Origin of the sequence: Mesorhizobium sp. M7A.F.Ca.MR.176.00.0.0, from assembly GCF_004023165.1 — a bacterium.
Taxonomy (GTDB): Bacteria; Pseudomonadota; Alphaproteobacteria; order Rhizobiales; family Rhizobiaceae; genus Mesorhizobium.
On record NZ_RZTC01000008.1, the window covers coordinates 12,708 to 38,381 of the forward strand.

The 25,674-nt window shown below is 63.1% G+C and carries 20 protein-coding genes; 7 read left to right on the top strand and 13 right to left on the bottom strand.

Going from position 1 to position 25,674, the window contains the following annotated elements:
- Positions 1–104 precede the first annotated feature (104 nt).
- Positions 105–1,370 carry an ATP-binding protein gene (locus tag EOB59_RS04900; RefSeq protein ID WP_128287796.1) on the bottom strand — a complete coding sequence of 422 codons (1,266 nt, stop codon included), beginning with the start codon at positions 1,368–1,370 and terminating at the stop codon, positions 105–107.
- A gap of 222 nt (positions 1,371–1,592) precedes the next feature.
- Between EOB59_RS04900 and ppk2 the strand changes: the two genes are divergently transcribed.
- Positions 1,593–2,501 carry a polyphosphate kinase 2 gene (ppk2, locus tag EOB59_RS04905; RefSeq protein WP_127807936.1) on the top strand — a complete coding sequence of 303 codons (909 nt, stop codon included), beginning with the start codon at positions 1,593–1,595 and terminating at the stop codon, positions 2,499–2,501.
- A 53-nt stretch (positions 2,502–2,554) separates the two neighbouring features.
- Here ppk2 and EOB59_RS04910 read toward each other — a convergent pair whose 3' ends face one another.
- The 3 genes from EOB59_RS04910 to EOB59_RS04920 all read right to left on the bottom strand — a co-directional run bounded on the left by EOB59_RS04910 (position 2,555) and on the right by EOB59_RS04920 (position 4,785).
- Entirely contained in the window at positions 2,555–3,304 is a 750-nt protein-coding gene (locus tag EOB59_RS04910) for an enoyl-CoA hydratase-related protein (protein ID WP_128287797.1), read from the bottom strand.
- Positions 3,305–3,318: 14 nt separating this feature from the next.
- Positions 3,319–3,957 (bottom strand): acyl-homoserine-lactone synthase, encoded by a 639-nt coding sequence (locus tag EOB59_RS04915; protein WP_013533650.1) that lies wholly within the window; start codon positions 3,955–3,957, stop codon positions 3,319–3,321.
- 96 nt (positions 3,958–4,053) lie between these two features.
- A complete protein-coding gene (locus EOB59_RS04920; protein WP_127267150.1) occupies positions 4,054–4,785 on the bottom strand; it encodes a LuxR family transcriptional regulator in 732 nt (243 codons plus the stop codon).
- Positions 4,786–5,033: 248 nt separating this feature from the next.
- On the opposite strand from EOB59_RS04920, the gene EOB59_RS04925 reads away from it, so the two are divergent.
- A complete protein-coding gene (locus EOB59_RS04925) occupies positions 5,034–5,882 on the top strand; it encodes a transporter substrate-binding domain-containing protein (protein ID WP_128287798.1) in 849 nt (282 codons plus the stop codon).
- 60 nt (positions 5,883–5,942) lie between these two features.
- Here the strand turns inward: EOB59_RS04925 and EOB59_RS04930 are convergent, their stop codons facing one another.
- Entirely contained in the window at positions 5,943–6,350 is a 408-nt protein-coding gene (locus EOB59_RS04930) for a tellurite resistance TerB family protein (RefSeq protein ID WP_013533653.1), read from the bottom strand.
- Between the two features lie 165 nt (positions 6,351–6,515).
- Here EOB59_RS04930 and EOB59_RS04935 point away from each other — a divergent pair, with 165 nt between their 5' ends.
- Entirely contained in the window at positions 6,516–8,162 is a 1,647-nt protein-coding gene (locus tag EOB59_RS04935) for a lysine--tRNA ligase (RefSeq protein WP_128287799.1), read from the top strand.
- On the opposite strand, the gene EOB59_RS04940 is transcribed toward EOB59_RS04935, so the two are convergent.
- The 8 genes from EOB59_RS04940 to EOB59_RS04975 all read right to left on the bottom strand — a co-directional run bounded on the left by EOB59_RS04940 (position 8,128) and on the right by EOB59_RS04975 (position 17,713).
- A complete protein-coding gene (locus EOB59_RS04940; protein ID WP_348629400.1) occupies positions 8,128–8,979 on the bottom strand; it encodes a thermonuclease family protein in 852 nt (283 codons plus the stop codon). The two genes, EOB59_RS04935 and EOB59_RS04940, sit on opposite strands and share 35 nt — an antisense overlap.
- Positions 8,980–8,988: 9 nt before the next feature.
- The gene (locus EOB59_RS04945) at positions 8,989–9,657 is read right to left on the bottom strand and encodes a helix-turn-helix transcriptional regulator (RefSeq protein ID WP_127268614.1); all 669 of its coding nucleotides are present in this window, start codon (positions 9,655–9,657) and stop codon (positions 8,989–8,991) included.
- Between the two features lie 115 nt (positions 9,658–9,772).
- Positions 9,773–10,327: a thioesterase family protein gene (locus EOB59_RS04950; protein WP_128287800.1), complete on the bottom strand. Its 555-nt coding sequence runs from the start codon at positions 10,325–10,327 to the stop codon at positions 9,773–9,775.
- Positions 10,328–10,392: 65 nt separating this feature from the next.
- Positions 10,393–12,612, bottom strand: a complete 2,220-nt coding sequence (locus EOB59_RS04955; RefSeq protein ID WP_128287801.1) for a 3-hydroxyacyl-CoA dehydrogenase NAD-binding domain-containing protein — start codon at positions 12,610–12,612, stop codon at positions 10,393–10,395.
- Between the two features lie 14 nt (positions 12,613–12,626).
- Positions 12,627–13,835: an acetyl-CoA C-acetyltransferase gene (locus EOB59_RS04960; RefSeq protein ID WP_128287802.1), complete on the bottom strand. Its 1,209-nt coding sequence runs from the start codon at positions 13,833–13,835 to the stop codon at positions 12,627–12,629.
- 33 nt (positions 13,836–13,868) lie between these two features.
- Positions 13,869–15,038 (bottom strand): acyl-CoA dehydrogenase family protein, encoded by a 1,170-nt coding sequence (locus EOB59_RS04965; protein WP_128287803.1) that lies wholly within the window; start codon positions 15,036–15,038, stop codon positions 13,869–13,871.
- 121 nt (positions 15,039–15,159) lie between these two features.
- Complete coding sequence (locus EOB59_RS04970) at positions 15,160–16,950, bottom strand: acyl-CoA dehydrogenase (protein WP_127807944.1); 1,791 nt, start codon at positions 16,948–16,950, stop codon at positions 15,160–15,162.
- A gap of 304 nt (positions 16,951–17,254) precedes the next feature.
- Entirely contained in the window at positions 17,255–17,713 is a 459-nt protein-coding gene (locus EOB59_RS04975; RefSeq protein WP_127811260.1) for a MerR family DNA-binding transcriptional regulator, read from the bottom strand.
- 455 nt (positions 17,714–18,168) lie between these two features.
- On the opposite strand from EOB59_RS04975, the gene EOB59_RS04980 reads away from it, so the two are divergent.
- From EOB59_RS04980 to EOB59_RS04995, 4 genes are all read left to right on the top strand, one after another.
- Positions 18,169–22,176, top strand: a complete 4,008-nt coding sequence (locus tag EOB59_RS04980) for a peptidoglycan-binding protein (RefSeq protein WP_127807945.1) — start codon at positions 18,169–18,171, stop codon at positions 22,174–22,176.
- A gap of 192 nt (positions 22,177–22,368) precedes the next feature.
- Complete coding sequence (locus EOB59_RS04985) at positions 22,369–23,292, top strand: sulfite exporter TauE/SafE family protein (RefSeq protein WP_023811359.1); 924 nt, start codon at positions 22,369–22,371, stop codon at positions 23,290–23,292.
- On the top strand, positions 23,292–24,083 hold the full coding sequence (locus EOB59_RS04990) for a TIGR02186 family protein (protein WP_128287804.1): 792 nt from the start codon (positions 23,292–23,294) through the stop codon (positions 24,081–24,083). The genes EOB59_RS04985 and EOB59_RS04990 overlap by 1 nt, the downstream gene beginning before the upstream one ends.
- A 269-nt stretch (positions 24,084–24,352) precedes the next feature.
- The gene (locus tag EOB59_RS04995) at positions 24,353–25,609 is read left to right on the top strand and encodes an Hsp70 family protein (RefSeq protein ID WP_128287805.1); all 1,257 of its coding nucleotides are present in this window, start codon (positions 24,353–24,355) and stop codon (positions 25,607–25,609) included.
- Positions 25,610–25,674: the final 65 nt, after the last annotated feature.

The following is a 25,674-nucleotide window of genomic DNA, read 5'->3' on the forward strand; positions in this document are numbered from 1 at the left end:
CCTTCCCACGGGGTGTTTTGATTTTGAGTCGTTTCCTCGAATCCCCGCTGATACGCTAGCCGGATGACAGAAAAAAGAAACAGTCCCCTTGAATTAGGGCGATATCAGTGCGTCGGCAAATGAACCGAGAATGCCGCGCCGTTGCCGACTTCGGACTTGATCGAAAGCCGGGCGTTGTGGCGCGTCAGTATATGCTTGACGATCGACAGGCCGAGGCCGGTACCCTTCTGGGTCCGGCTGGTCTCGACGTCGACGCGGTAGAAGCGCTCGGTAATGCGCGGAATGTGCTCCTCGGGAATGCCAGGGCCAAAGTCCCTGATCGTCACGTCGATGCCCGGTTCTGATCCGGCGTCGCTATGGGCTATGGATACAACCACGCGCCCACCCGACTGCCCGTATTTGCAGGCGTTTTCCAAGAGGTTCTCGAAAACCTGGAAAAGCTCATCGCGATCGCCAGGCACATGAAGCGGCCCATCGGCGTAGTGCCGCTCGATGGCAACGGCGTTTTCGCTGGCCAGCGGTCCGAGCGAGTCGATGACGCTGTCGACTGTCTGCCGCAGATCCACCTCGGTTCCCGGCTTCAGATAGGGTTTCATCTCGAGCCGCGACAGCGACAACAAATCGTCGATCAGACGCGCCATGCGACCGGTCTGGCTCTGCATGATCTGCAGAAACTGGTCGCGCGCCGCCGCGTCGTTGCGGGCTGGCCCGCGCAGCGTTTCGATAAAGCCGGCGATGGAGGCGAGCGGCGTGCGCAGTTCATGGCTGGCATTGGCAATGAAATCGGCGCGCATACGGTCGATCCTGCGTGCTTCGCTCTGGTCCTTGAACACCAGCACATAGAGATCGGTGGCGTGACCGACCGAGGACACACTCACCCGGTAGGCCCGTTCGACCGGCAGCTTCTCCATGTAGTCGACGACATCGGAGGCGATATCGCCTGATAGCACGCCGTCCAGCAGGGTCTGCATCTCCGGCGCCCGGAATTTCAACGACAGCGACATGCCTGGCGCGATGCCACCGAAGGCGGCGAAGGCGGCGGCGTTGGCATGGACGATGGTGGCGGTCCGATCGAAGATGATCAGCGGATCGGCGACGGCGGCGGCCAGATATTCACCAGAGAGCCGCTGCAGGCCGATGGCCTCGATGGCAGCGCCGCTGCCGGTGGATTGGCGCGCGCCAGTGGCCGGCAGTATGGCCGCTGCAAGCAGCAACAGCAGCGCCGCGAGGACGACATAGGCTGAAATCCCGGCCAAGGCATAGACGGCGACGACCGCGGTGACGCCGGCCGCAAGCAGCCAGCGGCTATGCCACAGCCGTGCGGCCATGGTTTGCGTCATGCCTCTCTGCTCTGTGTCCAGGTCAGCCATTCGCTCGTGGACCTGCCCCCATGTCTTCGCACCCGGTCGCACGGTGGCGGAAAACTTCCACTAGACCGCTTGCCGCATGACCCCGAAAATCGGGATCGATTTTCGGAAAGGATCATGCGCAAATCAAAAGTGCTACAGCGTCCTTTGCGCATCCAAACGGACGCGCGACGCTGTAGTGGCTCCCCATAGCATGAGTCCGGAAGCTGGAAAGGGTTCGTCTCGATGAAAAAAGCCAAAGAAAGTCCCGCCGCGCCAACTTCGGGGCCGCTGAAGATCAGGATCGGTGGCAAGGAGAGGGAGTTCGACATCGAGAATCCCGTGCTTCCCGACTGGGTCGAGGACAACAAGCTGACCGCTGGCGGCTATCCCTACGACAAGAAGATGAAAAGCGACGAGTATGACGAGATACTCGAGAAGCTGCAGATCGAGCTGGTCAAGGCGCAGGCTTGGCTGCAGTCGACCGGCAAACGGGTGATGGCGCTGTTCGAGGGCCGCGACGCTGCCGGCAAGGGCGGCACGATCTTCGTGGTGCGCCAGTACCTCAATCCGCGCACGGCACGCAACGTGGCGCTGACCAAGCCGACCCCGACCGAGCTTGGGCAATGGTACTACCAGCGCTATGTCGACCACTTCCCGACTTCAGGCGAATTCGTCACCTTCGACCGCTCCTGGTACAACCGCGCCGGTGTCGAGCCGGTGATGGGTTTCTGCACCCCGCAGCAGCACGAGCAGTTTCTCGACGAGACACCGCATTTCGAGCGGATGATCTCCAACGAGGGCATCCACTTCTTCAAATTCTGGCTGAACATCGGCCGGGAAACGCAGCTCGAGCGCTTCCATGACCGTCGCTACAGCCCGCTGAAGAGCTGGAAGTTTTCGCCCATCGACGTTGCAGGCATCACCAAGTGGGACGACTACACCAAGGTGCGCGACACCATGTTCGAGCGCACCCACAAGGAATTCGCGCCGTGGATCATCGTACGGGCCAATGACAAGCGGCGCGCGCGGCTGGCGATCATGCGGCGCATCCTGTCGTCTCTGCCCTATGAGGGGCGCGATCTCGAAATCATCGGCAAGGAAGATAAGAAGATCATCGGCGAAGGGCCGTCATTCCTCGGCAAGCAGGATTGACGCTTCCGCGCCGCGCGGCCTTGGCCGCGCGGCGCGGAACTTGAGGCTTTCGCTCAGGCCGCGAGCCGGGCGATGCGTTGCAATCGCCGCAGCGTGGTGTCGTCCTGCAGCGCCTGCTGGAAAAGCGAAATCTCCTGATCGATGCGGTCGCAGAGGGCCTCGGTGTTCCCTTTCAGCAGGCCGCGCGTCTGCAGCAAGGCGGCGACCGGCTTCTTGACGAGCTGTCTTGCCCGGCCGAGGGCCGCCTCCTCGACGGTGCCTCCCGGCACGATCTCCGCGACCAGGCCGAGCGCCCTGGCGTCCTCGGCGCGAAGCGTGTCGCCGAGGCAGAAGAAGCGGAAGGCACCGGCATAGCCGAGCTTCTGCGGCGCCAGGATGCTGGTCGCCGCGTCCGGCACCAGGCCGAAATCGACGAACGGCACCCTGAACGTGCTCTCATCGGACGCGATCACCATGTCGCAATGGAACAGGATGGTGCAGCCGACACCGACGGCATCGCCGTCGACGCAGGCAAGGATGGGCTTGGGAAACGTCGCCAGCGTGCGGAACAGGTCGGTGACGGCGGTAATCAGTTTCTGGTGCTTGGTGGCGTCGAGGAATTCGGAGAAGTCGCCGCCCAGACAGAAACAGCCTGCCAGGCCGCGCAGCACGACGACGCGAACCTCCTCATTGTCGGCGGCTTCATGGAAGGTCCTTGCCAGGCTTTCATAGGCTCTCCTGTCCAGCACCGGCCGGCCGTCGCTCGACGACACGGTGACGACCAGCGTGTGGTTGCGAAGTTCAGGTTGCGGGTGTGTGCTCATGGCTGTCTCCGATCTCATGACGCACGCCTTTGCCCGAGCATGTCAGGATATCCCCTGGCCAGCACGGGAGCAAAATGATTGCGGCGCGACCGCACCACATCGAGGGTGTGTTCGTTGAAGGTCAGCAAGGTGGCGACGACCTGCTGGTTGCCATAGGTGCGCTGATAGCCCAGCGGGGTCGCCAGGAAATGCAGTTGCAAGGCGCGCAGCACCCACATCGGCTCGAACTCGATGATCACCTTGTCGACGCCGCGCTTCAGCCCCCACTCGACGAAACCGGCAATCAGTTCGGTGCCGACGGTCGAAACGCCGCGACGGCCGTCACGAAAACCGGGAGCCACCGCGTAGCGGGTCAATTCCCAGATGTTTGGACCCGATGGCGGCGTTCCTTCGGAAAGATCGGTCAAGACCTCGGTCAGCAGATGTGGCCGCGTCGTCGGCAACATCCTCTGATAACCCGCCACTTCACCGCCCCTGATGACGATCTGATGGACCGCCTCGTCGTGATCGAACTGGTCAAGTTCGAGCCCGTCGGGACGCCTGAGGTCATCCCACCCCATCTCTTCGACGAATATCTTGTAGCGCAACCGATGGACGGCCTCCCAAAGGTCGGGACGTTCCATCAATTCCTGGGTTGTAAGGGAAAAAAGCATTCCGCCGTCTCCTGCGTTCAGAGGAAGATACGGCCGTGCTTTGATGAGAAAATTGCGTGATCGCGTAGGCAAAAATTCCAGGTCGGCACGGCCGACCTAACTAATGTAGCCGCGCCGTATCGCTTCCGCGACGGCCTGCACCCTGTTGACGGCACCTAGTTTGCTTTTGGCGTTAAGAAGATGTTTCTCCGAGGTGTGTTCGGAAATGCCGAGGATTTGCGAAATCTCCCATTCGGACTTGCCGACGGCGGCCCATTGCAGGCATTCGCGCTCGCGCGGCGTCAGCACGATATGATCGATGGTGTTGCTCGCCATGGTGTGGAGTTGCATGGCGCGGCCAACCGCATAGGTCGAGACCAGCGACACCTGGCCAAATTCGGCGGCGGACAATTCCACAGCCTCGCCGCCGAGCGACACCATGACGATCTGGCCGTCAAGCGTGATCAACGGAAAGGCCAACCCATCACGCAATTTGAAGGCGCCGGCATCGCCCATCACCTCGCCGCTGCTCTTGTCTATGCGGATGCCCTGCGACGCCTCGTGCCACTGGAAGGGCGCCTGCAACTGTTTCATGTGGCTGACGACCGGGTCGTGGTCGACATAGTTGCGCGCGACATAGCGCTCCAGCCACTCGCCCGGCCAATCGCAGAGAAGCACATGCTGCTTTTGCTGGCCGGCCGGCGTGCCTGGCTGCGGTACAGTTCCCGCCATCAGTGCGGTGAGGCCGAAATCCGATGTTATGCCCAGCAGCCTTTCACAGACCGCCGCCGCCGTCGCGGCGTGCTGCAGTTGGTCTATGTATTCCAGCGTGCGATCGAACTGACCCATCGCAACATCAACCCCATGTTGCCTCGTGCATTGCGGCCAATGATGCGTGCCTGATTTACACTTCGCCACCGACCACGGATTGCAAATCGCATACTTATTTTGTGGCTCCCTCTCACGAGGCGACCGAAGCTGATTTGCAAACCGGCTAAATCATATCCTGAAATCGGCGGGTTGAAATCAAAAACCATTGTGCCTGTACCATTTTCGTACCAAAACCGGTGCGAGCACGACTGTGGCGGAGTTTTATCTTGGCGTTCCGGTGGAGGTCCTTCGCCCTTGCGATGCTGATCGGCTTGCTGTCGTTCGCCGACGGCGCGCGCGCCGCGGCGCCTCAGGTTCCGGTGCTGTGGGATGCCAAGGAGCGGCTGCCCAAGCCAGACCTTTCGACGCTGCCCCGGCTGAGGTTCCTGACCACCACGGACTTCCCGCCCTTCAACTTCCTTGACGGCGCGGGAAAGCTGTCCGGCTTCCATATCGATCTGGCACGCGCCATCTGCGCCGAGCTTGGCATTGTCGAAAAATGCCAGATCCAGGCCCTGCCCTGGGCCGAGCTGGAAGGCGCACTGCGGAAAGGCGAAGGCGAGGCGATCATCGCCGGCATCGCCGCAACACCGGAATCGCGCGCGACCTACGCCTTCTCACGCTCCTATCTGCAGTTTCCAGCGCGCTTCATCATGCCGAAAGGCAAGGCGCTGACCGAGCCCATCTTTGACAAATTGCACGGCAAGCGTGTCGGCGTAATATCAGGCTCGGCGCATGGACGCATGCTGCGCGACTATTTCAACACGGTTCAGGTCGTCCCTTTCGACAGGCCGGAGGACCTCTATGCCGATCTCAAGGCCGGCAAGGTCGACGCCGCCTTCGGCGACGGCATGCGCCTGGCCTTCTGGCTGGGCGGCTCGGACGCGGCGGGCTGCTGCCGCTTTGCCGGCGGGCCCTATCTGGCGCCTGAATATCTGGGCTCGGGCATGGCCATTGCCACCAAAGCGGACAATCCGGCGCTGGCCGCCGCGATCGATTACGCGCTGCAGGAGATGTCGATGAAAGGCACGTTCGCCGAATTTTATCTGCGCTATTTCCCGGTCAGCTTTTTTTGATCCGGTTCCGGTCAGCTTTGCCGGCCTGACCTGAATCTCAACAGCGTCCGGCCAAGGACTTCAGGTCAGCGTGCGCAGCCTCGCCTTGGCCGCGCGGCCGATGGCAGCAACCGTCAGCGTGTCGAGATCGAGCTGACGCCGGATCAGCTGCAGCACCCGTACCTCTTCCATGCGCATTTCGAGGTCAACGGCGGCAACCTCGAAGGCAGCGGCATAGGCGGTGTCGCGCAGCCGCTCAGGCAAGACCTCGGCGACTTCAGCCAGCACACCCTCCAGCCCGTCCTTTTCGTGCAGGCGCTTCTGGCAGTCCTGGGCAACGCCGACCAGCCTGTCGTGGTTGAAGTCCTCGAACACCGGCCAGGAGCGGACGACCTCGCCGATCCGCGCCAGTTCGACATCGGTCATGTCGCGGTCGGAGGCCGAGGTGATGACCATCAGATAGATCAGGGCTTCATGGGGTGTCGGCAATTTTTTCTCCTTGAACCGGGCCTCGAAGTTAGGAACGCCCATTCTGCACCGCAAGGAAAAAGCGCCGCACGCGTTGACGCTCCGGCGCTGCACGCCTAGAGACCGGTTGAAAAAGCCTTGCCGCGGCCCGTCTTCGGGCCGGCAAATGATTTGGAAAACTGTGACATGACGGGATCAAACATCATCGATCTCAACCCCGAGCTGCTGGCGGCTGCGACCGAAAGCAAGGCGTGGCCGTTCGAAGAGGCCAAAAAGATCATCGAGCGCTACAAAAGCGCCGACTTCCCGCAAACAATCCTGTTCGAGACCGGTTACGGACCGTCCGGCCTGCCGCATATCGGCACGTTCGGCGAGGTGGCGCGCACCTCGATGGTGCGCCATGCCTTCCGTGTCCTGACGCAGGATAAGGTCGCGACCAAGCTGCTGTGCTTTTCCGACGATATGGACGGCATGCGCAAGATACCCGACAGCGTGCCGGACCGCGCCGCACTCGAGCCGCATCTGCACAAGCCGCTGTCGTCGGTCCCCAACCCCTTCGGCGGCGACTATGCCAGCTTCGCCGACCACAACAACGCGATGCTTTGCCGCTTCCTCGACACGTTCGGCTTCGACTACGAGTTCGCCAGCGCGACGCAATACTACAAGTCCGGCCGTTTCGATGCGATGCTCAAGCGCGCCGCCGAACGCTATGAGCAGATCATGGCGGTGATGCTGCCGACGCTCGGGCCTGAGCGGCAGGCGACCTACAGCCCGTTCCTGCCGATCTCGCCGAAGAGCGGCCGCGTGCTTTACGTGCCGATGAAGCATGTCGACGCCAAGGCCGGCACCATCACCTTCGACGACGAGGGCACCGAGACCACGCTTTCGATCACCGGCGGCCGCGTGAAGCTGCAGTGGAAGCCGGATTTCGGCATGCGCTGGGCAGCGCTTGGCGTCGATTTCGAAATGTTCGGCAAGGACCACCAGACCAATGCGGTGGTCTACGACCGCATCTGCAACATTCTGGGCGGACGGGCGCCGGAGCATTTCGTCTACGAACTGTTCCTCGATGAGAACGGCCAGAAGATTTCGAAGTCGAAAGGCAACGGGCTGACCATCGACGAGTGGCTGACCTATGCGCCGACCGAAAGCCTGGGGCTCTACATGTACCAGCGGCCGCGGCAGGCCAAGAAGCTGTATTTCGACGTCATCCCACGGGCCGTGGACGAATACTATACGTTCCTCGCCGCCTATCCCCGGCAGGACTGGAAGGAACGGCTGGGCAACCCGGTCTGGCATATGCATGACGGCAACCCGCCCGCGATCGACATGCCGGTGCCGTTCTCGCTGCTGCTCAATCTGGTCAGCGCCTCCAACGCGCAGAACAAGGATGTGCTGTGGGGGTTCATTTCACGTCATACGCAAGGCGTGACGCCAAAGACGCATCCCGAGCTCGACCGGCTGGTCGGCCATGCGATCCGCTATTTCGACGATTTCGTGAAGCCGACGAAAACCTTCCGGCCTGCCGACGAGGTCGAGCGCGAGGCGCTGGCAGCCCTCGACGAAGCGCTTGGGGCGCTGCCGGCCGACGCCAACGGCGAAGCGATCCAGAACGCCTCGCTCAACGTCGCGCGCAGGATCGAGCGCTATCAGGATCATTCCAAGCAGAGCCCGGAGGGTGGCCCCGGCGTATCGGGCGCCTTCTTCCAGATGATCTATCAGGTGCTGATCGGCCAGGAGCGCGGCCCGCGCTTCGGCTCGTTCGCAGCGCTCTACGGCGTTGCCGAGACACGTGCGCTCATTGAGCGGGCGCTGGCTGGTCAGCTGGCTTGAGCACGCCGTCGACCTCTTCCAGGATCGAACCCGGCGCCTGAGGCGCCTGGCGTGGCGCGGCCGGCATCGCCGGCATGCCGGACAGATCGGGCGCCGATCCGAAAATGCCCTTCTTCGCCGTGCGTGCCATGTCGCCGGCCTCGACATAGGGTCCGCCCTTGGCGGCGCGCGCCCAGCCATTTTCGACCAGCCACTGACCGACATCCTGCTTGCCGATCCGGCACTCGGCTGCGATCAGGTCGCGGCCACCCTCCGGCGGCACGGTGCAGACCACCGCGCGGCCGCGCAGGAAGGCGCGGAACGCCGTCCGCGCCCGGACGCCGCACGGCCAGGGCTTGCCGTCCTCGCTGCAGGTCTCGTCCTGCCTGACGATATCGATGCCGGAAACCGCGACCGAGTAGCCCTTCGCCTCGATCAGGCCGGCGGCCGGCGCAACCGGCTGGAACAGCTTTGTGCCGTTCCAGTCGTCGGGCATTTTCGGCTTGGGCGGCACGGCCAGCGCGAGCTTGCTCAACGGTTCGCGCGGCTCGACCCGTTCAAGCCCCTCGGCGGGCAGTTCCGGTGACGCGACGATTTGGGGATCGATCGCCCTCGAATGCAGCACCGGCTTTGGCGGCTGCGGGGCTGCTATGGCCGATGTGGCCGGCTCCTGCGGCACCGTCCCGGCAGCCTGCTGCGCCATCGTGTCGGCGCCCGGATCAAGCTGGTCCACCGTGATGACGCTTTCACTTCCTTTCAACGTGCGACCGCCAGTGACGACCATGGCCGCCATCACAGGCACCATCAGAACCGCCAGCGCATGATGGAGAAGCCGCACCAGCCGGACCTATTGGCTTGCCCAGACAATCCGCGCCACCCATTCGACATCGCGCATGGGAATATCGCGGTCGGGATGATCGGGATTGAGCGAGACCAGCGCAATCGACTTGACGGTCTGGCGCTCGAGCACCTTGGCCATCACCTCGCCTGATGTGGTCTTGACGACGACGCGATCGCCCTTGCGGGTGACGGCGCCCGGTTCGACGATGAGGACGTCGCCATTGCGGTAGAGCGGCAGCATGGAATCGCCTTGCACCTGCAGCGCGTAGGAACTCTCGGTCGATTGCGCCGGCAGTTCGATCAGATCCCAACCCTGCCCGACTGGAAAGCCGGCATCGTCGAAGAAGCCGCCGGCGCCGGCTTGGGCAAAGCCGAGCAACGGCACGGAGCTTCTGCGGGCGACCGAAGCGGCATGGCTGGTCGAAGCACCATTGCTGATCCCGGGCCGGCCTTCGATCAGACCGGTGAATTCGTCGAGTGAGGCGCCCGTCGCCTCGATGATCTTGGCCAGCGATTCGGTCGAGGGCCAGCGTGGTCGGCCATCCGACGACAAACGCTTCGACTTGTTGAAGGCAGTGGAATCGAGCCCCGCACGCTTGGCCAAACCCGAGGCCGAAAGCGAATAACGCTTGGCAAGAGCATCGATGGCAGCCCAGACTCGGTCGTGCGAGAGCATGCTCGCTCTCCTTCGGTGCAGGAAAAAATACCTTTCCCTTCTAGTCTTGGAATGTCGTTTTGTCCACCGGTCGTGGAGTGGTTGCAAACGTTTCCGTCGATCGCGGAAAGTCCGACTACCGGGATCGATCGACGCCCTTGGCCAAGCTGCGCAGACCCTGGTGCGATGTCATGAAAATCCGCTCCGTTTGCGTCGGTGGCCGCGGGTTCACGGCACGACCAAGTGCCGCAACGACCTCGTCAATCTCAAGAAAGTTGCGAGCCTTGCGATCGTAGACGCCGGCTGTCGTCAGGATCAACGCGGCCGTCTCGCCATTGTCGAGGACGAAGCGGTGCTTGCCTACAACCTGGGTGCCTTCCCAGGTCTCGATCGAGGACACCACTTCGAAGCGGCGCCACAGCCTGATCTCGCGTGCATAGACCGCTTGCAGTCCGCCCATCATCGGCGCCCAGCCATTCTTCCTTGCCAGCGTGATGAGGCCTGCACGAACAAACAGGTCGATGCGGCCGAGATCGGCCAGCATCATGTAGCGCGCATTGTTGAGATGGATGTTGAAATCGATGTCGGTCGGCAGGCAGCGGAAAGCCCGCCGGCCTTCGCCGCCCATCGCATAGGGGCCACGGCTGCGTGCCGTGGCCATCATGCGCACCATGCGCGCCCAGACATACATTACAGCGCCCCATGTCCTCTTGGACGCGCGAAGGTCGCTGCAAGACGCTTGATTTTACCCATGCGTCAGGCTGCCTGCTTCACGTCGCCTTTCGCATAGGGATCGAAGCGCTGGTAGAAGGTCTCGCCCTTCTCGGCCATGTCGAGCAGCAGCTTGGGTGCCTTGAACTCGGCGCCGTATTTCTTCTGCAGGTTCTTGGCGATCTTCACGAACGCCTTGGCGCCGATGCCGTCGATGTAGGACAGCGCACCGCCGGTGTAGGGCGCGAAGCCGAAAGCGAGGATCGAGCCGACATCGGCCTCGCGCGGGTCGGTGACGATGCCTTCTTCCATCACCCGCGCCGCTTCCAGCGCGATGGTGACCAGCAGCCGCTGCTGCAGTTCCTCATAATCGACCTTCTCGGGTGCAAGCTGCGGATAGAGCTCCCTAAGGCCCGGCCACAACTTCTTCTTGGCCGGCTTTGCCGGGTAATCGTAAAAACCCTTGCCGTTCTTGCGGCCGAAGCGGCCGTGATCGTCGACCATGGCGTTGATCAGCGCCATCTGCTTGGGATCGACCGCCTTGTCGCCCAGATCCCTGATGGTCTGCTTCATGATCTTCTGGGCAAGGTCGATGGCCGTCTCGTCGGTCAGCGCCAGGGGGCCGACCGGCATGCCGGCCGCCTTCGCTGCATTCTCGATCATCGGCGCGGGAACGCCCTCGATCAGCATCTTGTAGGCTTCCGACATGTAGCGCAGCACGCAGCGATTGACGTAGAAGCCGCGCGTGTCGTTGACGACGATCGGCGTCTTCTTGATGGCGCGAACGAAGTCGATGGCGGTGGCCAGCGCCTTGTCGCCGGTCTTCTTGCCCAAGATGATCTCGACCAGCATCATCTTGTCGACCGGCGAGAAGAAATGGATGCCGATGAAATTCTTCGGCCGCGCAGAATTCTTCGCCAGGCCGGTGATCGGAATGGTCGAGGTGTTCGACGCGAAGATCGCCGATGGCTTCAGCACGGCTTCCGCCTGTTCGGTGGCGCTCTTCTTCACGCTCGAATCCTCGAAAACGGCCTCGACCACCAGATCGCAGCCGGCAAGGTCGGCATAGTCCGCCGTCGGCGTGATCAGCGACAGCAGTTTGTCCTTGTCCTCCGGCTTGGCGCGGCCCTTCTTGACCTGATCCGAGATCAGGCCGTCGGAATGCGCCTTGCCCTTGGCAGCCGACTCCAGATCACGGTCGAGCAGCACCACCGGGATGCCGGCCTTGGCGGTGACATAGGCGATGCCCGCGCCCATGAAGCCGGCGCCGAGAATGCCGATCTTCTTGAACTTGGTTTCGGGCACGCCGGCTGGGCGGCGGGCGCCCTTGTTCAGTTCCTGCAGCGACACAAACAACGAGCGGATCATCGCCGCCGCTTCCCTGGTCTGCATGATCTCGGTGAAATAGCGCTGCTCGATGCGCAAACCGGTGTCGAACGGCACCAGCAGGCCTTCATAGACGCATTTGAGGATCGCGGCGGCGGCCGGATAGTTGCCGTAAGTCTCGCGACGCAGGATGGCGATGGCCGGCGGCCACAGATTGAAGCCGGCGGGCGAATAGATCTGGCCGCCGGGCAGCTTGAAACCTTTCTCGTCCCATGGCGCCACCGGCTTCAGGCCATTCCTGATCATCGCCTTGGCGGTCTCGACGAGCCTGGCCGGCTCGGCGATCTCATGGATCAGGCCCATAGACTTGGCCTTCTGCGGCGACAGTGTCTGGCCCGAGGTCAGCATCTGCAGCGCTTGCTGCTGATCGGTCAGCCGCGGCACGCGCTGGGTGCCGCCTGCGCCCGGGAAGATGCCGATCTTCACCTCGGGAAGCGCCATCTTCACCTTGTCGCTGTCGGCGGCGACACGGCCGTGGCAGGCGAGCGACAATTCGAAGGCGCCGCCCATGCAGGTGCCTTTGATCGCCGACACCCACGGCTTTCCGCAAGTTTCCAGCTTGCGGAACAGGCCGGTCATCATGCCGGCATTGTCGAACAGCGCCTTGGTCGCCCTTTCGGCGTCCTTGCCTTTTTCCGCGGCGAAGGTCGTCAGCATCTTCTGCAGCAGGGTGATGTCGGCACCGCCGGAGAAGGTGTCCTTGCCGGAGGTGATCACTGCGCCCTTGATGGCGGCGTCACCAGCCACCTTGTCGACAATGGCGTTCAATTCCCGCATCGCCTCTTCGGTGAAGACGTTCATCGAGCGGCCAGGCATGTCCCAGGTGACCAGCGCAATGCCGTCGGCGTCGATGTCGAGGGTGAAATTGGTGTAGCTCATCGTTTCTCTCCCCGTCAGACGCGTTCGATGATGGTTGCGGTCCCCATGCCGGCGCCGATGCACAGCGTCACCAGAGCCGTGTTGAGATCGCGGCGCTCGAGTTCGTCCAGCACCGTGCCGAAGATCATCGCGCCGGTGGCGCCGAGCGGATGACCCATGGCGATAGCGCCGCCATTGACGTTGATCCTGTCGTGATCGATGTCGAACGCCTGCATGTAGCGCAGCACCACCGAAGCGAAGGCTTCGTTGAGCTCGAACAGGTCGATGTCCGAGAGCTTCATCTTGGCGCGCTTCAACAGCTTCTCGGTGACGTCGACCGGGCCGGTCAGCATCAGCACCGGCTCGGAGCCGATGTTGGCGAAGGTGCGAATTCGCGCGCGCGGCTTCAGCCCCATCGCCTTGCCCGCCTTCTTCGAACCGAGCAGCACGGCGGCGGCGCCGTCGACGATGCCGGACGAATTGCCGGCATGATGGACGTGATTGACCTCTTCCACCTCAGGGTGCTTCTGCACTGCGACGGCATCGAAGCCGCCCATTTCGCCTGGCATGACGAAGGACGGGTTGAGCGAGGCCAGCGACTGCATGTCGGTCGATGGGCGCATATGTTCGTCATGGTCGAGGATGGTCAGGCCGTTCTGGTCCTTGATCGGGATGACGGAGTTCTTGAACCGGCCATCGGCCCAGGATTTGGCGGCGCGCTTCTGGCTCTCGACCGCATAGGCGTCGACGTCGTCTCTGCTGAAGCCGTATTTGGTGGCGATCAGGTCGGCCGAGATGCCTTGCGGCACGAACCAGCCGGGCAGGCCTACGGACGGATCCATGAACCAGGCACCGCCGGAGGCGCCCATGCCGACACGCGACATCGATTCGACGCCGCCGGCAATGACGATCTCATCGGCGCCCTGCGCGATCTTGGCGGCGCCGAAATTGATGGCGTCGAGCCCGGAAGCGCAGAAGCGTGAGATCTGCATGCCGGGCGCCTTAGTGTCGTAGCCGGCCTCGAAGGCGGCGGCGCGCGGAATGACCGAGCCGGCTTCGCCGACCGGATCGACGCAGCCGAAGATGATGTCATCGACATTGCCGGTATCCAGCCCATTGCGATCGCGCAGCGCTTCAAGCGTCTTGGCGGCAAGCCGCACCGCCGGCACCTCGTGCAGCGATCCGTCCTTCTTGCCCTTGCCACGCGGTGTGCGCACGGCGTCATAGACATAAGCTTCAGCCATTTGCTTGCTCCTTGGGTTTGCCTGATGTCGCTCTCAGAGAGAGCGGCCGATCAGCAATTTCATGATCTCGTTGGTGCCGCCGTAGATGCGCTGGACGCGGGCGTCGCGGAACATGCGGGCGATCGGGTATTCATTCATGTAGCCATAGCCGCCATGCAGTTGAAGGCATTCGTCGACGACTTTTCCCTGCAGGTCGCTGAGCCAGTACTTGGCCATCGACGCGGTCACAGCATCGAGGCCGCCGGCGATGTGGCGGGTGACGCAATCATTGTAGAAGACGCGGCCGACGGTGGCCTCGGTCTTGAGTTCGGCCAGCTTGAACTGGGTGTTCTGGAAATCGATGATCGCCTTGCCGAACGCCTTGCGTTCCTTGACATAATCAATGGTCAGCGCCAGCGCCCGCTCGATCATGGCAATGGCGCCGGTGCCGATCTGCAGCCGCTCCTGCGGCAATTGCTGCATCAGTTGGACGAAGCCCTGCCCTTCCTCGTGGCCGAGCAGGTTGGAGGTCGGCACGCGCATGTCGTTGAAGAACAACTCCGACGTGTCGTTGGCCTTGAGCCCGATCTTGTCGAGGTTGCGGCCGCGCTGAAAACCTTCGACCTCGTCGGTCTCGACGACGATCAGCGAGGTGCCCTTGGCGCCCTTCTCCGGATCGGTCTTGGTGACGACGATGATGAAGTTCGCAAGCTGGCCGTTGGTGATGAAGGTCTTGGAACCATTGATCTTGTATTGGTTACCATCCTTCTGCGCCCGCGTCTTGACGCCCTGCAGGTCGGACCCGGCGCCAGGCTCGGTCATGGCGATGGCGCCGATCAGCTCGCCGGTCGCCAGCTTCGGCAGCCATTTCTTCTTCTGCTCCTCGGAGCCATAGTGGAGGATGTAAGGGGCGACGATCGAATTGTGCAGGCCGATGCCGAAACCGTCGACGCCGACATGGCCGATGGCCTCGATGATGGCGCTCTCATGCGCGAAGGTGCCGCCGGAGCCGCCATATTCCTCCGGCATAGAGGCGCAGAGCAGGCCGGCGGAGCCTGCCTTCAGCCAACTCTCGCGATCGACCATCTCGTTCTTCTCGAACTCGTCGTAGCGCGGCGCGATCTCCTCCGACATGAAGCGATGCGCCATGTCGTAGAGCATGCCGACCTCGTCCGCCGCCCAAGCGGGCTTCGGAAGGCCAAGGATTTCAGCTGGGTTGGTCATGCTGGTATGATACTCCTCCCGACATGCATCATCGAAACTGAGGCCGGCGCACTGCCGCAGCGACCCCTCCCGACCCTTCGGGCCACCCTCCCCTCAAGGGGGAGGAGGACGCCGATCATCTTTAGAACGCTTCCGCCGGCAGTGCCATCAATGTGTCGGCGCCGCTCGAAATGCGGGCGAGATGCGCCGACGTCTCCGGCATGATCCGCTCCATGAAGAAGCGCCCCGTCACGACCTTGTTGTCGTAAAAAGATTGCGCGCCATTGGCGTCCGTCTTGCCAAGTGCCACCTTGGCCATCTGCGCCCACATATAGCCCAGAGCGACCAGGCCGAAGAGATGCATGTAGTCGGTCGAGGCGGCACCGGCATTGTCGGGCTTGGCCATGCCGTTCTGCACCAGCCACATGGTGGCGGCCTGCAAATCGTTGAGACCTTTCTTCAGCGCCTTGGTGAATGGCGCCATCTTCTCGTCGGAGCGGTTCTCCTCGCAGAACTCACCGACCTCCTTGAAGAAGGCCTGCACGGCGCGGCCGCCATTCAGGCCGAGTTTGCGGCCGACGAGGTCGAGCGCCTGGATGCCGTTGGCGCCTTCATAGATCATGGCGATGCGGGCATCGCGCACGAACTGGCTCATGCCGTGCTCTTCGATATAACCGTGACCGCCGAACACCTGCTGCGCCATGACGGCGTGGTCGAAGCCCTTGTCCGTGAGCACGCCCTTGACCACCGGTGTCATCAGGCCGGTGTAATCGTCGGCGGCCTGGCGGTCCTTGTCGTCGCCGGAGCGGTGGGCAATGTCGGACTTGATCGCCGTCCACAGCGCCAGCGCGCGGCCGGCCTCGTTGAAGGCTTTCATGGTCATCAGGCTGCGGCGGATGTCGGGATGGACGATGATCGGGTCGGCCTTCTTGTCCGGCGCCCTCGGCCCCGACAATGAGCGGCCCTGCAAACGGTCCTTGGCGTAGCCGACAGCGTTCTGATAGGCGATCTCCGACAGCGACAGCCCCTGCAGTCCCACACCAAGGCGCGCCTCGTTCATCATCGTGAACATCGCCTTCAGGCCGCCATTGGCCTCGCCGAGCAGCGTGCCCTCAGCCTCGTCATAGTTCATGACGCAGGTCGAATTGCCATGGATGCCCATCTTCTCCTCGATCGAGCCGCAGGAGACGGTGTTCCTGGTGCCCGGATTGCCCGACGGGTCGAGCTTGAGCTTCGGCACGATGAACAGCGAGATGCCCTTGACGCCTTCCGGCGCACCCTCGATGCGGGCCAGAACCAGATGGACGATGTTGTCCGACATGTCGTGTTCGCCGGCCGAGATGAAGATCTTCTGGCCTGAAATTTTATAGGTGCCATCGCCGTTCGGCACCGCCTTGGTCCGCAACAGGCCCAGATCCGTGCCGCAATGCGGCTCGGTCAGGTTCATGGTGCCGGTCCAGGCACCCTCGATCATCCTCGGCAACCATGTTGACTTCTGCTCGTCGGTGCCGTGGGTGATGATCGCGGCGATCGCGCCTTGCGTCAGGCCCGGATACATCATCAAGGACATATTGGCCGAGACCATATATTCGGCGACGGCGGTATGCACGGCATAGGGCAGGCCCTGGCCGCCGAACTCGACTGGTGCGGCCAACCCCATCCAGCCGCCTTCGCGATACTGGTCGAAGGCCTCCTTGAAGCCTTTCGGCGTGGTCACCGAGCCATCGTCGTGACGCACACAGCCTTCCATGTCGCCGACACGGTTCAGCGGATGCATGACGTTTTCGGCGAGCTTGGCGCCTTCGGCCAGGATCGCCTCGAGCACATCGGGCGTGGCGTCGGCAAATCCGGGAAGGTTCGAATAACGCTGATAACCCAGAACCTCGTTGAGCACGAACAGCGTGTCCTGGACCGGAGCCCTGTATGTCGGCATGCTTTTTCTCCACCCTGCAAACCCGGTCCGAATGCCCCGAAGACAAGCCAGGGGCGGCATGCGGACCCATATTGGGAGCGGGATAGCAAAAATTGACGTTTGCGTAAACGTCAATTTTTTCGATGCGACAAGATTCCCCGCCCACTGGAGCAATGAGCGTAGCGGCGCGACGTTGCGCAAGCCAGCGCCGAAAGGCCATGAGAGTGGGCCAGGACAACGAAAAGCCGCGTGGCAGGCCACGCGGCTCGACAGAACTCAGACAATCAGCAGACGACTTGGTCTGCCGCAAATCCGAACGGTTGTTTTAGCTGGCGGCGCTCGCCTGCGGCGCCGAACGCTCGCTCAGCATCTGGCGCACCGCCGACATCGAGCCGCTCAGCTCGTTGATGGCGTCGTCGATCAGCGCCCTTTGCTTCTGCAGGCGGGCAAGCTGCTTTTCTGACTTGTCCAGCGCGAGCTTGAGCTGCTTGGTGTTTGAACCGGTCGGATCGTAGAGATCCATCATCTGCTTGACGTCACGCAGCGAGAACCCGACCTTGCGGCCGAGCAGGATCAGCTTGAGGCGGGCCTTGTCGCGGCGCGTGTAGAGACGGGTCGACCCGTCACGCTGCGGGTTGAGCAGGCCTTTGTCTTCGTAGAAACGCAGCGTGCGCAGCGTCACTCCATATTTTTTCGCCATCTCGCCGATGCGGACGAGGTCCTCGCCGGCTTCGGCAGATATATTGGTATTGGCCGCGGTCTCGCCGGCCGAGATAAGCTTCATGGTCACTGGCTTTCCCCGTCTGGTGGCGTCGCGGTCTCGGACCGTGCGTCGCCTGACTGGAAGCGGGGGCCTGCTTCCAGTCGTGGTTTCAACAAACAAATCGCAAACATGCGCCCAATGCGCCTTTTACGTTTACGTCAATTCTATACCGATTGCCGCATGATGACGCAAGGGCGTTCTGCGCGCCGCCCTTTATGCCGCACCGTCAGGCCGGCAGCCGGCATCCTTTCAATTTCTTAAGTTTGGTTAACGCGTTGTTTACCACGTTGGGGGAAATGTGGGCGCGTCGGCTACCCGTGTTTATCCTGTATCGAATTTTTCACGGTTTTTCGGAGCGCGGGCGAGAGCCCGGGAAGCTCGTCTTCCGCCGCGGCATCGCCGCCGGTCGCCTTCGTTCCGATAGGGACCTGGGGGAACTGGCCGCGAGCCAGCCATTCTGAAAGACGGACGCACCGATGAACAGCAAGCGGTCCTATCTCGACACACTCAATGCCGGCAGGCAGCGCAGGCCGCAGACCACGCTCGAGCAGTTGAACCAGTCGCTGGAGACACTGGAGCAGCGGCTGGAGCGGACGCGCGAGGATCCGGTGGCACGTCCCGAACTCCGCCAACCCGATCCACGCCAATATGGTGCCGATGCGCGCTATCCCGCAGCCCGGCCCGCTGGCCAGCAGCGCTGGTACGAGGACCCGCAGCCCGCGTTGCGTCCGAAGAGCCCGATTCAGGGAGCCGCCGCTTTCGAGCAGAACTATCAGGCCATTGCCCGCGACATTGATCGCGTGCGCGGCCAGGAGGACGGCGTTGCCATGGTCGGCAAGATCGCCGGCGAATTGCGCGGCATGCGCGAGGAATTGCGCCACCAGATGACCGCAGGCCTGCAGCGGGAATTCGAAGCGCTGCGCAAGGACATCGAGCGGGCTTTCCAGTCAGGGGCAAGGCCCGGTGCTTCGGCCAAGGGCAGTGCTGAACTCGGTCTTGAGTTCGAGCGGCTTTCGGGCGCCATCCAGACACTGGCCGAGAAGAGCGACGACAGAAGCGTCAACATGCTGCGGCTCGAACTCGAACAGGTCAAAGCCGCACTCGAAACGCTGGCACGCGAAGAGAGCGTGCAGAAGGTCGACCGCCGCTGGGACGATTTCGATCGCCGCTGGACGGCGTTCGAAGACCGCGTCGACGCCGACCAGCGCAAGCGGTCGGACGACCCGGGCCTGTCTGCTCTGACCGCCCGGCTGGAGCAGATCAGCAATGCCGTCAACAATTTGCCGGAATCGTTGTCGCTGCGATCGCTGGAGGAGAAGGTGCGCACGCTTGCCGGCGCTGTCGACCATTTCGCCAGCCACCAGGACAATCGCGGCAGCGACACGCTTGGCATGATCGACGAGCGGCTGGATGAGATTTCCCGCGCCATCGTCGCATCCACGGTCGCCGCGCAAGCCAATTCATTCGACCACGAGGCTTTCGAGCGCATCGAGAGGCGGATCGACTCGCTTGCCAGCCAGATCGAGGAAGTGGCGCAGGATCGTCCAGGCAACGCAGTCATGGACCGGCTGAGCACGCTGTCCGGTCGGGTCGACGAACTCGCCGGTCGCGCCAATCTGCCGGAGCAGGCGATGGAGCGCCTGGCCAAGCAGATCGCACTCATCGCCGACAAGATCGACCAGGCACCAGCCATGCCTGACGCCGACTACATCTTCCATGGGCTGGAGCAGCGCTTCGACGTGCTGTCGAGCATGATGGAACGCCGCCAGGGTGACGCCATCGAACAGGGCAACATGCTGTTCCGCGATCTCGAGCGCAGGCTGGATGAGGTTGCCGACAGGCTCGACCAACGCATGCCGCAGATCGACAGCGCCGGCATCATGGACGCCATCGATGCCCGCTTTACGGCGCTCGCCAAGCGTATGGAAACGCGTGTACCGGATCCCGCGGGCGAAGCCGCAATCCGCGGCCTGGAGAGCCGGCTCGAAGACATTTCAAGCCGGCTGGATGCGTCGGCCGCGCAGGTGGCCGGCATCGATCCGGCGCTGATCCGCAGCCTGGAAGCACAGGTTGCCGGCCTGTCCGCCCATCTTTCCAGGCCCAGCACCCCGCTGCCGGAATTCGAGGACATCAGCCCGCGTCTCAACGAAATTGAAAAGTCGCTCGCAGGAACCCGCGATTCCATCCTTGGCGCAGCGCGCGAAGCCGCCGAGAACGCAGTCCAATCGCTGGCCGGTTCGAGCGCCAATACGACCGCGGTTTCCGGCCTCGCCCAGGATTTGAAGACGCTTGAAACGCTTACGCGGCGCTCCGACGAGCGCAATTCGAGAACGTTCGAGGCCATCCACGACACGTTGCTCAAGATCGTCGACCGGCTGGGCTCGCTCGAACCCGGCGAGCCGGTCGAGGCGATGAGCGAATTGCTGGACGCGGCACCGGTCGAGCCGAGCAACTGGCGCGGCGCGCGGCGACCCAAGATGGCCGTGGACGCGCCATCGATGGATATCGATCAGCCCCTGCCATTGACTGGGGACTTGGCCGATCGCGATGGCCGTGCCGCCGCCATCCTGCGCAACGAGCCGGGTGCTCGTAGCGATCTGGGCGGCCTGGGTATGGGAACGCGCACGCCGGCCGAAGCCGCAGCGGCTGCGGCCATGGCTGCTCTCGGCTCCGACACAATTGTCGAGAAGAACGAACAGTCGGGCGGCCGCAGGTCGATGTTCGGCGGACTGGCCCGCGCCTTCAAGGGCAAGAAGGAGGCGGACATCCCGCCACTGGCCGGCTCGGCGCCGAGTGCCCCGATCCCGAGCGTCGATCTCGACGAACCGCTCGATCCGAAAATGGCCAACCGGCCGCTGGAGCCCGGTTCCGGCGCACCTGACCTCAACGCCATCATGAAGCGCGTGCGCGACGAGCGCGGCCAGCCGGCCAAGCCCAGCGACACCGACGCCGCGAAGTCGGATTTCATCGCCGCTGCCCGGCGCGCGGCGCAGGCCGCGGCCGCCGAGGCCGATGCGCTGAAGCGCCAGTCGACGGTGACCGGACCGGTGAAGGCACTGCGGATCGGCGACCTGCTCAAGGCACGGCGCAAGCCGATCCTGATGGGGACAACCGCGATCCTGCTGGCGCTGGGCGCCCTGCAACTGGGCAAGGCCTTCTTCGCCGATCCGGCCCAGGTGGCGAGCAACGATGTTGCGCCGATCGTCGCCTCACAGCCGGTGCAGACCGCCTCGCTCGATCCCGCCGGCCAACCTAAGATGGACGCGCAGCCCGCGGCAGTGGAAAGTGCGCCTGACCACACCGTCAGGCAGGCCGAGCCGTCCGCACCGGCAACCAAGGACGACATGGCCGCGCAAAGCATGATTGCCACGCCGCCAGGCGCCGAGCCGTCGATGAGTGCCGCGCCGACCGCAGAGCCGGTTCCCGCGCCCGTCGCCTCGGTTACATCGGCTGATGCGAACCAAGCGGTGTCTGGGGAGACAGCCTCGGCTGCGCCGGCCTCGACCGTTCCGGTCGCCGCGGAAGCTGCCGACACCGGCGCCCAGCCTATGGCGGCTGAGCCGATCACCGCCAAGGACACCACGGGCGCGGTCCCCCCAGCGGACGCCTCGCCGGCGATGACGACGAAGTTCGACATTCCCGCTGACGCCGGCCCGGCCGCCTTGCGCGATGCCGCCGCCAGCGGCGACGCCAAGGCGCTGTTCGAAATCGGCTCGCGCTATGCCGAGTCACGCGGCGTCAAGGAAGACATGGCGGCAGCCGCCAAATGGTACGAGAAATCGGCGGAACTCGGCTTCGCGCCGGCCGAATACCGCATCGGAAACTTCTACGAAAAGGGCATCGGCGTCGCGCGCGACATCAAGAAGGCGAAGACCTGGTACCAGCTTTCCGCAGCACAGGGCAACGCCAGCGGCATGCACAATCTGGCCGTATTGTTCGCCATGGCGGCAGACGGCGTGACCGACAATGAATCGGCCGCGCACTGGTTCCAGGCGGCCGCCGACGTCGGCGTCAAGGACAGCCAGTTCAATCTCGGCATCCTCGCCGCCAAGGGCGTCGGCATGAAGCAGAACCTCGAGGAATCCTACAAATGGTTCGCGCTCGTCGCCAAGACCGGCGACAAGGATGCCGCTGCCAAGCGTGACGAGATCGCCAATGCGCTGCGGCCCGAGCAGCTCGAACGCGCCCGCGCCGCGACCGAACTGTGGAAGGCCAAGCCGCTGGATGCAGCGGCCAATTCGGCCGACATTCCCGAGTCCTGGCAGGACGGCACACCGCAGACGACAGCCAGCATCGACATGAAGAAAGCCGTCCAGAACATCCAGCGCATTCTCAACAAGAACGGCTACGACGCCGGCGGCGCCGACGGCAAGATGGGCCAGAAGACGAAGACCGCGATCATGGCTTTCCAGACCGACAACAAGATGCCGGCGACCGGCGAAGTCGATGAAAAACTGGTCAAGGCACTGCTGGCGCGCAAATAACGGCAGAGGCGTCGTTTCCACGACGCCCTTGCCACACATTCGCCTGTTAACTGATTGAGATGTTTTTTGTTTCGGTGGCGTAGCGCGGTTTGACTTCGCAGCACCTCCGGCGCAAGAACGAATTGGCTTGTCGGGCCAAGATGCCCGCAACGGTTGCATTCGCCGACAGGCAGAACTGATCGAGACTGACGGGTGGGCATCTATCTCCCGATCGCGGAAATTTCCGTCAATATCTTCGTCCTGCTGGCCATGGGCGCGGCGGTGGGTTTCCTGTCGGGCATGTTCGGCGTCGGCGGTGGCTTCCTCATCACGCCGCTGCTGATCTTCTACAACATACCCCCGGCGATCGCGGTCGCCACGGGCGCCAACCAGGTCATCGCCTCCTCCGTCTCCGGCGTCCTTTCGCACATGAAGCGAGGGACGCTCGACTTCAAGCTCGGCGGGGTATTGCTGGCCGGCGGCATTGTCGGTTCCACCGGCGGCATCTACGTCTTCGCCTTCCTGCGCAGGCTCGGCCAGCTCGACCTGTTCATCTCGTTGCTCTACGTCGTGCTGCTCGGCACCGTCGGCGGGCTGATGCTGGTCGAAAGCGTCAATGCGCTGCGCGCCACGCGCAGCGGTGCGGCGCCGGTGCTGAAGAAATCCGGCCAGCACAACTGGATCCACCGCTTGCCGCTGAAGATGCGCTTCAGGGCCTCAAAACTGTTCGTCAGCGTCATCCCCGTCCTTGGACTTGGCGCCGGCATCGGCTTCCTGTCGTCGATAATGGGCGTCGGCGGCGGCTTCATCATGGTGCCGGCACTGATCTATCTGCTGAAAGTGCCGACCAACGTCGTCATCGGCACCTCGCTGTTCCAGATCATCTTCACCTCCGCCTATACGACGCTGGTCCACGCCACCACCAACCAGACGGTCGACGTCGTGCTGGCCTTCCTGCTGATGGCGGGCGGCGTCGCCGGTGCGCAGTACGGCGCCAAGGCAGGCCAGCGGCTGCGCGGCGAGCAACTCAGGGCCTTGCTCGCGCTGCTGGTGCTGGCGGTGGCGATACGATTGGCGATCGATCTTTTCGTCACCCCGCCCAACCTCTATTCGCTGTCTGCCGCGGGCCTCAACTGATGAGAGCTCGCAACACATTCGCAACCGCCATTGTCCTGTCGCTGATTGCGGCCGCCGCGCCGGCGAAGGCGCAGGTCCCGCTGACCGAAGGCATCCAGATCGGGCTCTCCACCGACAACGTCTCGATCACCGCCGGCTTTTCCGGGGCCGACCTGACCATTTTCGGTTCGCTGGAAAACCCGGATCCACTTGTCGCGCGCCAAGGCCGTTACGACGTCATCGTCGTGCTCGAAGGTCCGCCCAAACCGGTGGTGGTGCGCCGCAAGGACCGGGTGCTAGGCGTCTGGGTCAATCTGGATTCCGAGACCTTCGAGAACGTGCCGGTCTCCTATTCGGTGGCGACGACGCGACCGCTGCAGGACATCACTGAACCCAACAGCTACAAGCAGCTGTCGCTCGGCGCCTCCAACCTCTACATGCAGCCCGCCGATGCCGGCGACAGCCCGGCGACGATCGAGGAATTCACGGCCGCACTGCGGGAGCGCAAGTCGGCGACCGGCCTCTACAGCGAGAATGTCGGCGGCGTGCAATTCCTGTCGCAGAACCTGTTCCGCGCCACAGTGAGGCTGGCGCCAAATGTGCCAGTTGGAACCCATAAAGCCCGCGCGTTCCTGTTCAAGAGCGGCCTGTTCATCAAGGAAAGCTCGGCCCAGCTCGAAATCCGCAAATCCGGTTTCGAACAGTCGATCTTCCGTGTCGCCCACAATTATTCCTTCCTCTACGGCGTCTTCGCGATATCGCTGGCCATGCTGACAGGCTGGCTCGGAAGGCTGATCTTCCGGCGGGATTAATGCATGTCGCCCAAAAGTGGCCCCGGTTTTGGGAGAAAGACATGCATCGAATCAAGAGCTGAAGTGCGTCGCGTGAATCCGCTCAAACGCGACGCACTTCAGAACTTTCCCCGAAAAGTGGTTTCCCTTTGCCGGGGCATGCGGTAGACCGCGCTCCCCAGCCAAATGGCAGACACAAACAATTCGGTTCGGCAGAGCAGCCCGTCCCCGGGCAGCGCGCGATTTCTCGGCGCCTGTCGGCTCGCCGACGACAAATACAGGAACTTGTCATGCGACCAGCCTTCGGCGGCATCGACTTCGGCACTTCGAACTCCACCGTTGGCGTGGTCCGCAACGGGCAGCCGCGCCTCGTCGCCCTGGAGGACGGCCAGGTGACACTGCCCAGTGCCGTGTTCTTCAACTTCGAGGACAACCGCACCTGCTTTGGCCGTCACGCCATCGCCAACTACACCGACAGCATCGAAGGCCGGCTGATGCGTTCGCTGAAGAGCGTGCTCGGCAGTTCGCTGGCCCATGAAAAGACCCGCATCAAATCGCGGTCGATCGGCTTCATGGACATCGTCGGCATGTTCCTCGGACATCTCAAGATGAGGCTGGAAGCAGATGCCGGCGATACGGTCGAGACCGTCGTTCTTGGCCGGCCGGTGCAATTCGTCGACGACGACGCCGAGGCCGACGCGAAGGCGCAAAGCGAACTCGAGAACGCCGCCCGTGGCCAGGGCTTCAAGCACATCGCTTTCCAGTTCGAGCCGATCGCGGCGGCGCTCGACTACGAACAGAAGGTGACACGCGAGGAACTGGCGCTGATCATCGATATGGGCGGCGGCACTTCGGATTTCTCGATCGTGCGCGTCTCGCCGCAGCGCTCCCGTTCGCTCGACCGCAAGGACGACATCCTGGCCAGCCGGGGCGTCCATATCGGCGGTACGGATTTCGACCGGCTGCTGAGCATCGCCCATGTGATGCCGCAACTCGGCTATTTGACGCCGACCAAGGACGGCAAGCGCAATCTGCCGGCAAGCTACTTCATCGACCTCGCGACATGGCAGCGCATCAACCTGGTCTACACCGCCAAGGCGATGACGCATCTGCGCCAGATCCGCTACGAGGCCGAGCGTGCCGACCTGGTCGACCGTTTCATCCACATCGTCGAACACCGCTTTGGACACGCGCTGGCCGCACTTGTCGAAAAAGCCAAGATAGAGCTGACCGACAGGTCATCCTCGGAGGTCGTGGTGAAGCTGCCGGGTGCGGAGTTCGCCGCCGAAATCACGCGCAACGGGCTGGATGCCACGATTGCCAGGGACATCGAGCGGGTCACAGCGACGGTGGCGCAGACCATCCGGGACGCTGAGGTGAAGCCATCCGACATCACTGCGGTATTCCTGACCGGCGGATCGACCGCGATCCCGCTGGCAAGGCGAGAAATCCTGTCGCTGGTGCCGCAGGCATCTGTCATCGAAGGCGACATGTTCGGCTCGGTCGGACTTGGCCTGGCGCTGGATGCGCAGCGAAAGTTCGGTTGACCGGGTCCATTGATATTCAGGTGATGCCGGCCTGCAAATGGCTGATACCTGCTTCCGGTGCTCAC

Coding starts and splice junctions, on each gene's coding strand:
- EOB59_RS04900 (WP_128287796.1), bottom strand. CDS start 1,370: ATGGCTGACCTGGACACAGAGCAGAGAGGCATGACGCAAACCATGGCC.
- ppk2 (WP_127807936.1), top strand. CDS start 1,593: ATGAAAAAAGCCAAAGAAAGTCCCGCCGCGCCAACTTCGGGGCCGCTG.
- EOB59_RS04910 (WP_128287797.1), bottom strand. CDS start 3,304: ATGAGCACACACCCGCAACCTGAACTTCGCAACCACACGCTGGTCGTC.
- EOB59_RS04915 (WP_013533650.1), bottom strand. CDS start 3,957: ATGCTTTTTTCCCTTACAACCCAGGAATTGATGGAACGTCCCGACCTT.
- EOB59_RS04920 (WP_127267150.1), bottom strand. CDS start 4,785: ATGGGTCAGTTCGATCGCACGCTGGAATACATAGACCAACTGCAGCAC.
- EOB59_RS04935 (WP_128287799.1), top strand. CDS start 6,516: ATGACGGGATCAAACATCATCGATCTCAACCCCGAGCTGCTGGCGGCT.
- EOB59_RS04945 (WP_127268614.1), bottom strand. CDS start 9,657: ATGCTCTCGCACGACCGAGTCTGGGCTGCCATCGATGCTCTTGCCAAG.
- EOB59_RS04950 (WP_128287800.1), bottom strand. CDS start 10,327: ATGTATGTCTGGGCGCGCATGGTGCGCATGATGGCCACGGCACGCAGC.
- EOB59_RS04955 (WP_128287801.1), bottom strand. CDS start 12,612: ATGAGCTACACCAATTTCACCCTCGACATCGACGCCGACGGCATTGCG.
- EOB59_RS04960 (WP_128287802.1), bottom strand. CDS start 13,835: ATGGCTGAAGCTTATGTCTATGACGCCGTGCGCACACCGCGTGGCAAG.
- EOB59_RS04965 (WP_128287803.1), bottom strand. CDS start 15,038: ATGACCAACCCAGCTGAAATCCTTGGCCTTCCGAAGCCCGCTTGGGCG.
- EOB59_RS04970 (WP_127807944.1), bottom strand. CDS start 16,950: ATGCCGACATACAGGGCTCCGGTCCAGGACACGCTGTTCGTGCTCAAC.
- EOB59_RS04975 (WP_127811260.1), bottom strand. CDS start 17,713: ATGAAGCTTATCTCGGCCGGCGAGACCGCGGCCAATACCAATATATCT.
- EOB59_RS04980 (WP_127807945.1), top strand. CDS start 18,169: ATGAACAGCAAGCGGTCCTATCTCGACACACTCAATGCCGGCAGGCAG.
- EOB59_RS04990 (WP_128287804.1), top strand. CDS start 23,292: ATGAGAGCTCGCAACACATTCGCAACCGCCATTGTCCTGTCGCTGATT.
- EOB59_RS04995 (WP_128287805.1), top strand. CDS start 24,353: ATGCGACCAGCCTTCGGCGGCATCGACTTCGGCACTTCGAACTCCACC.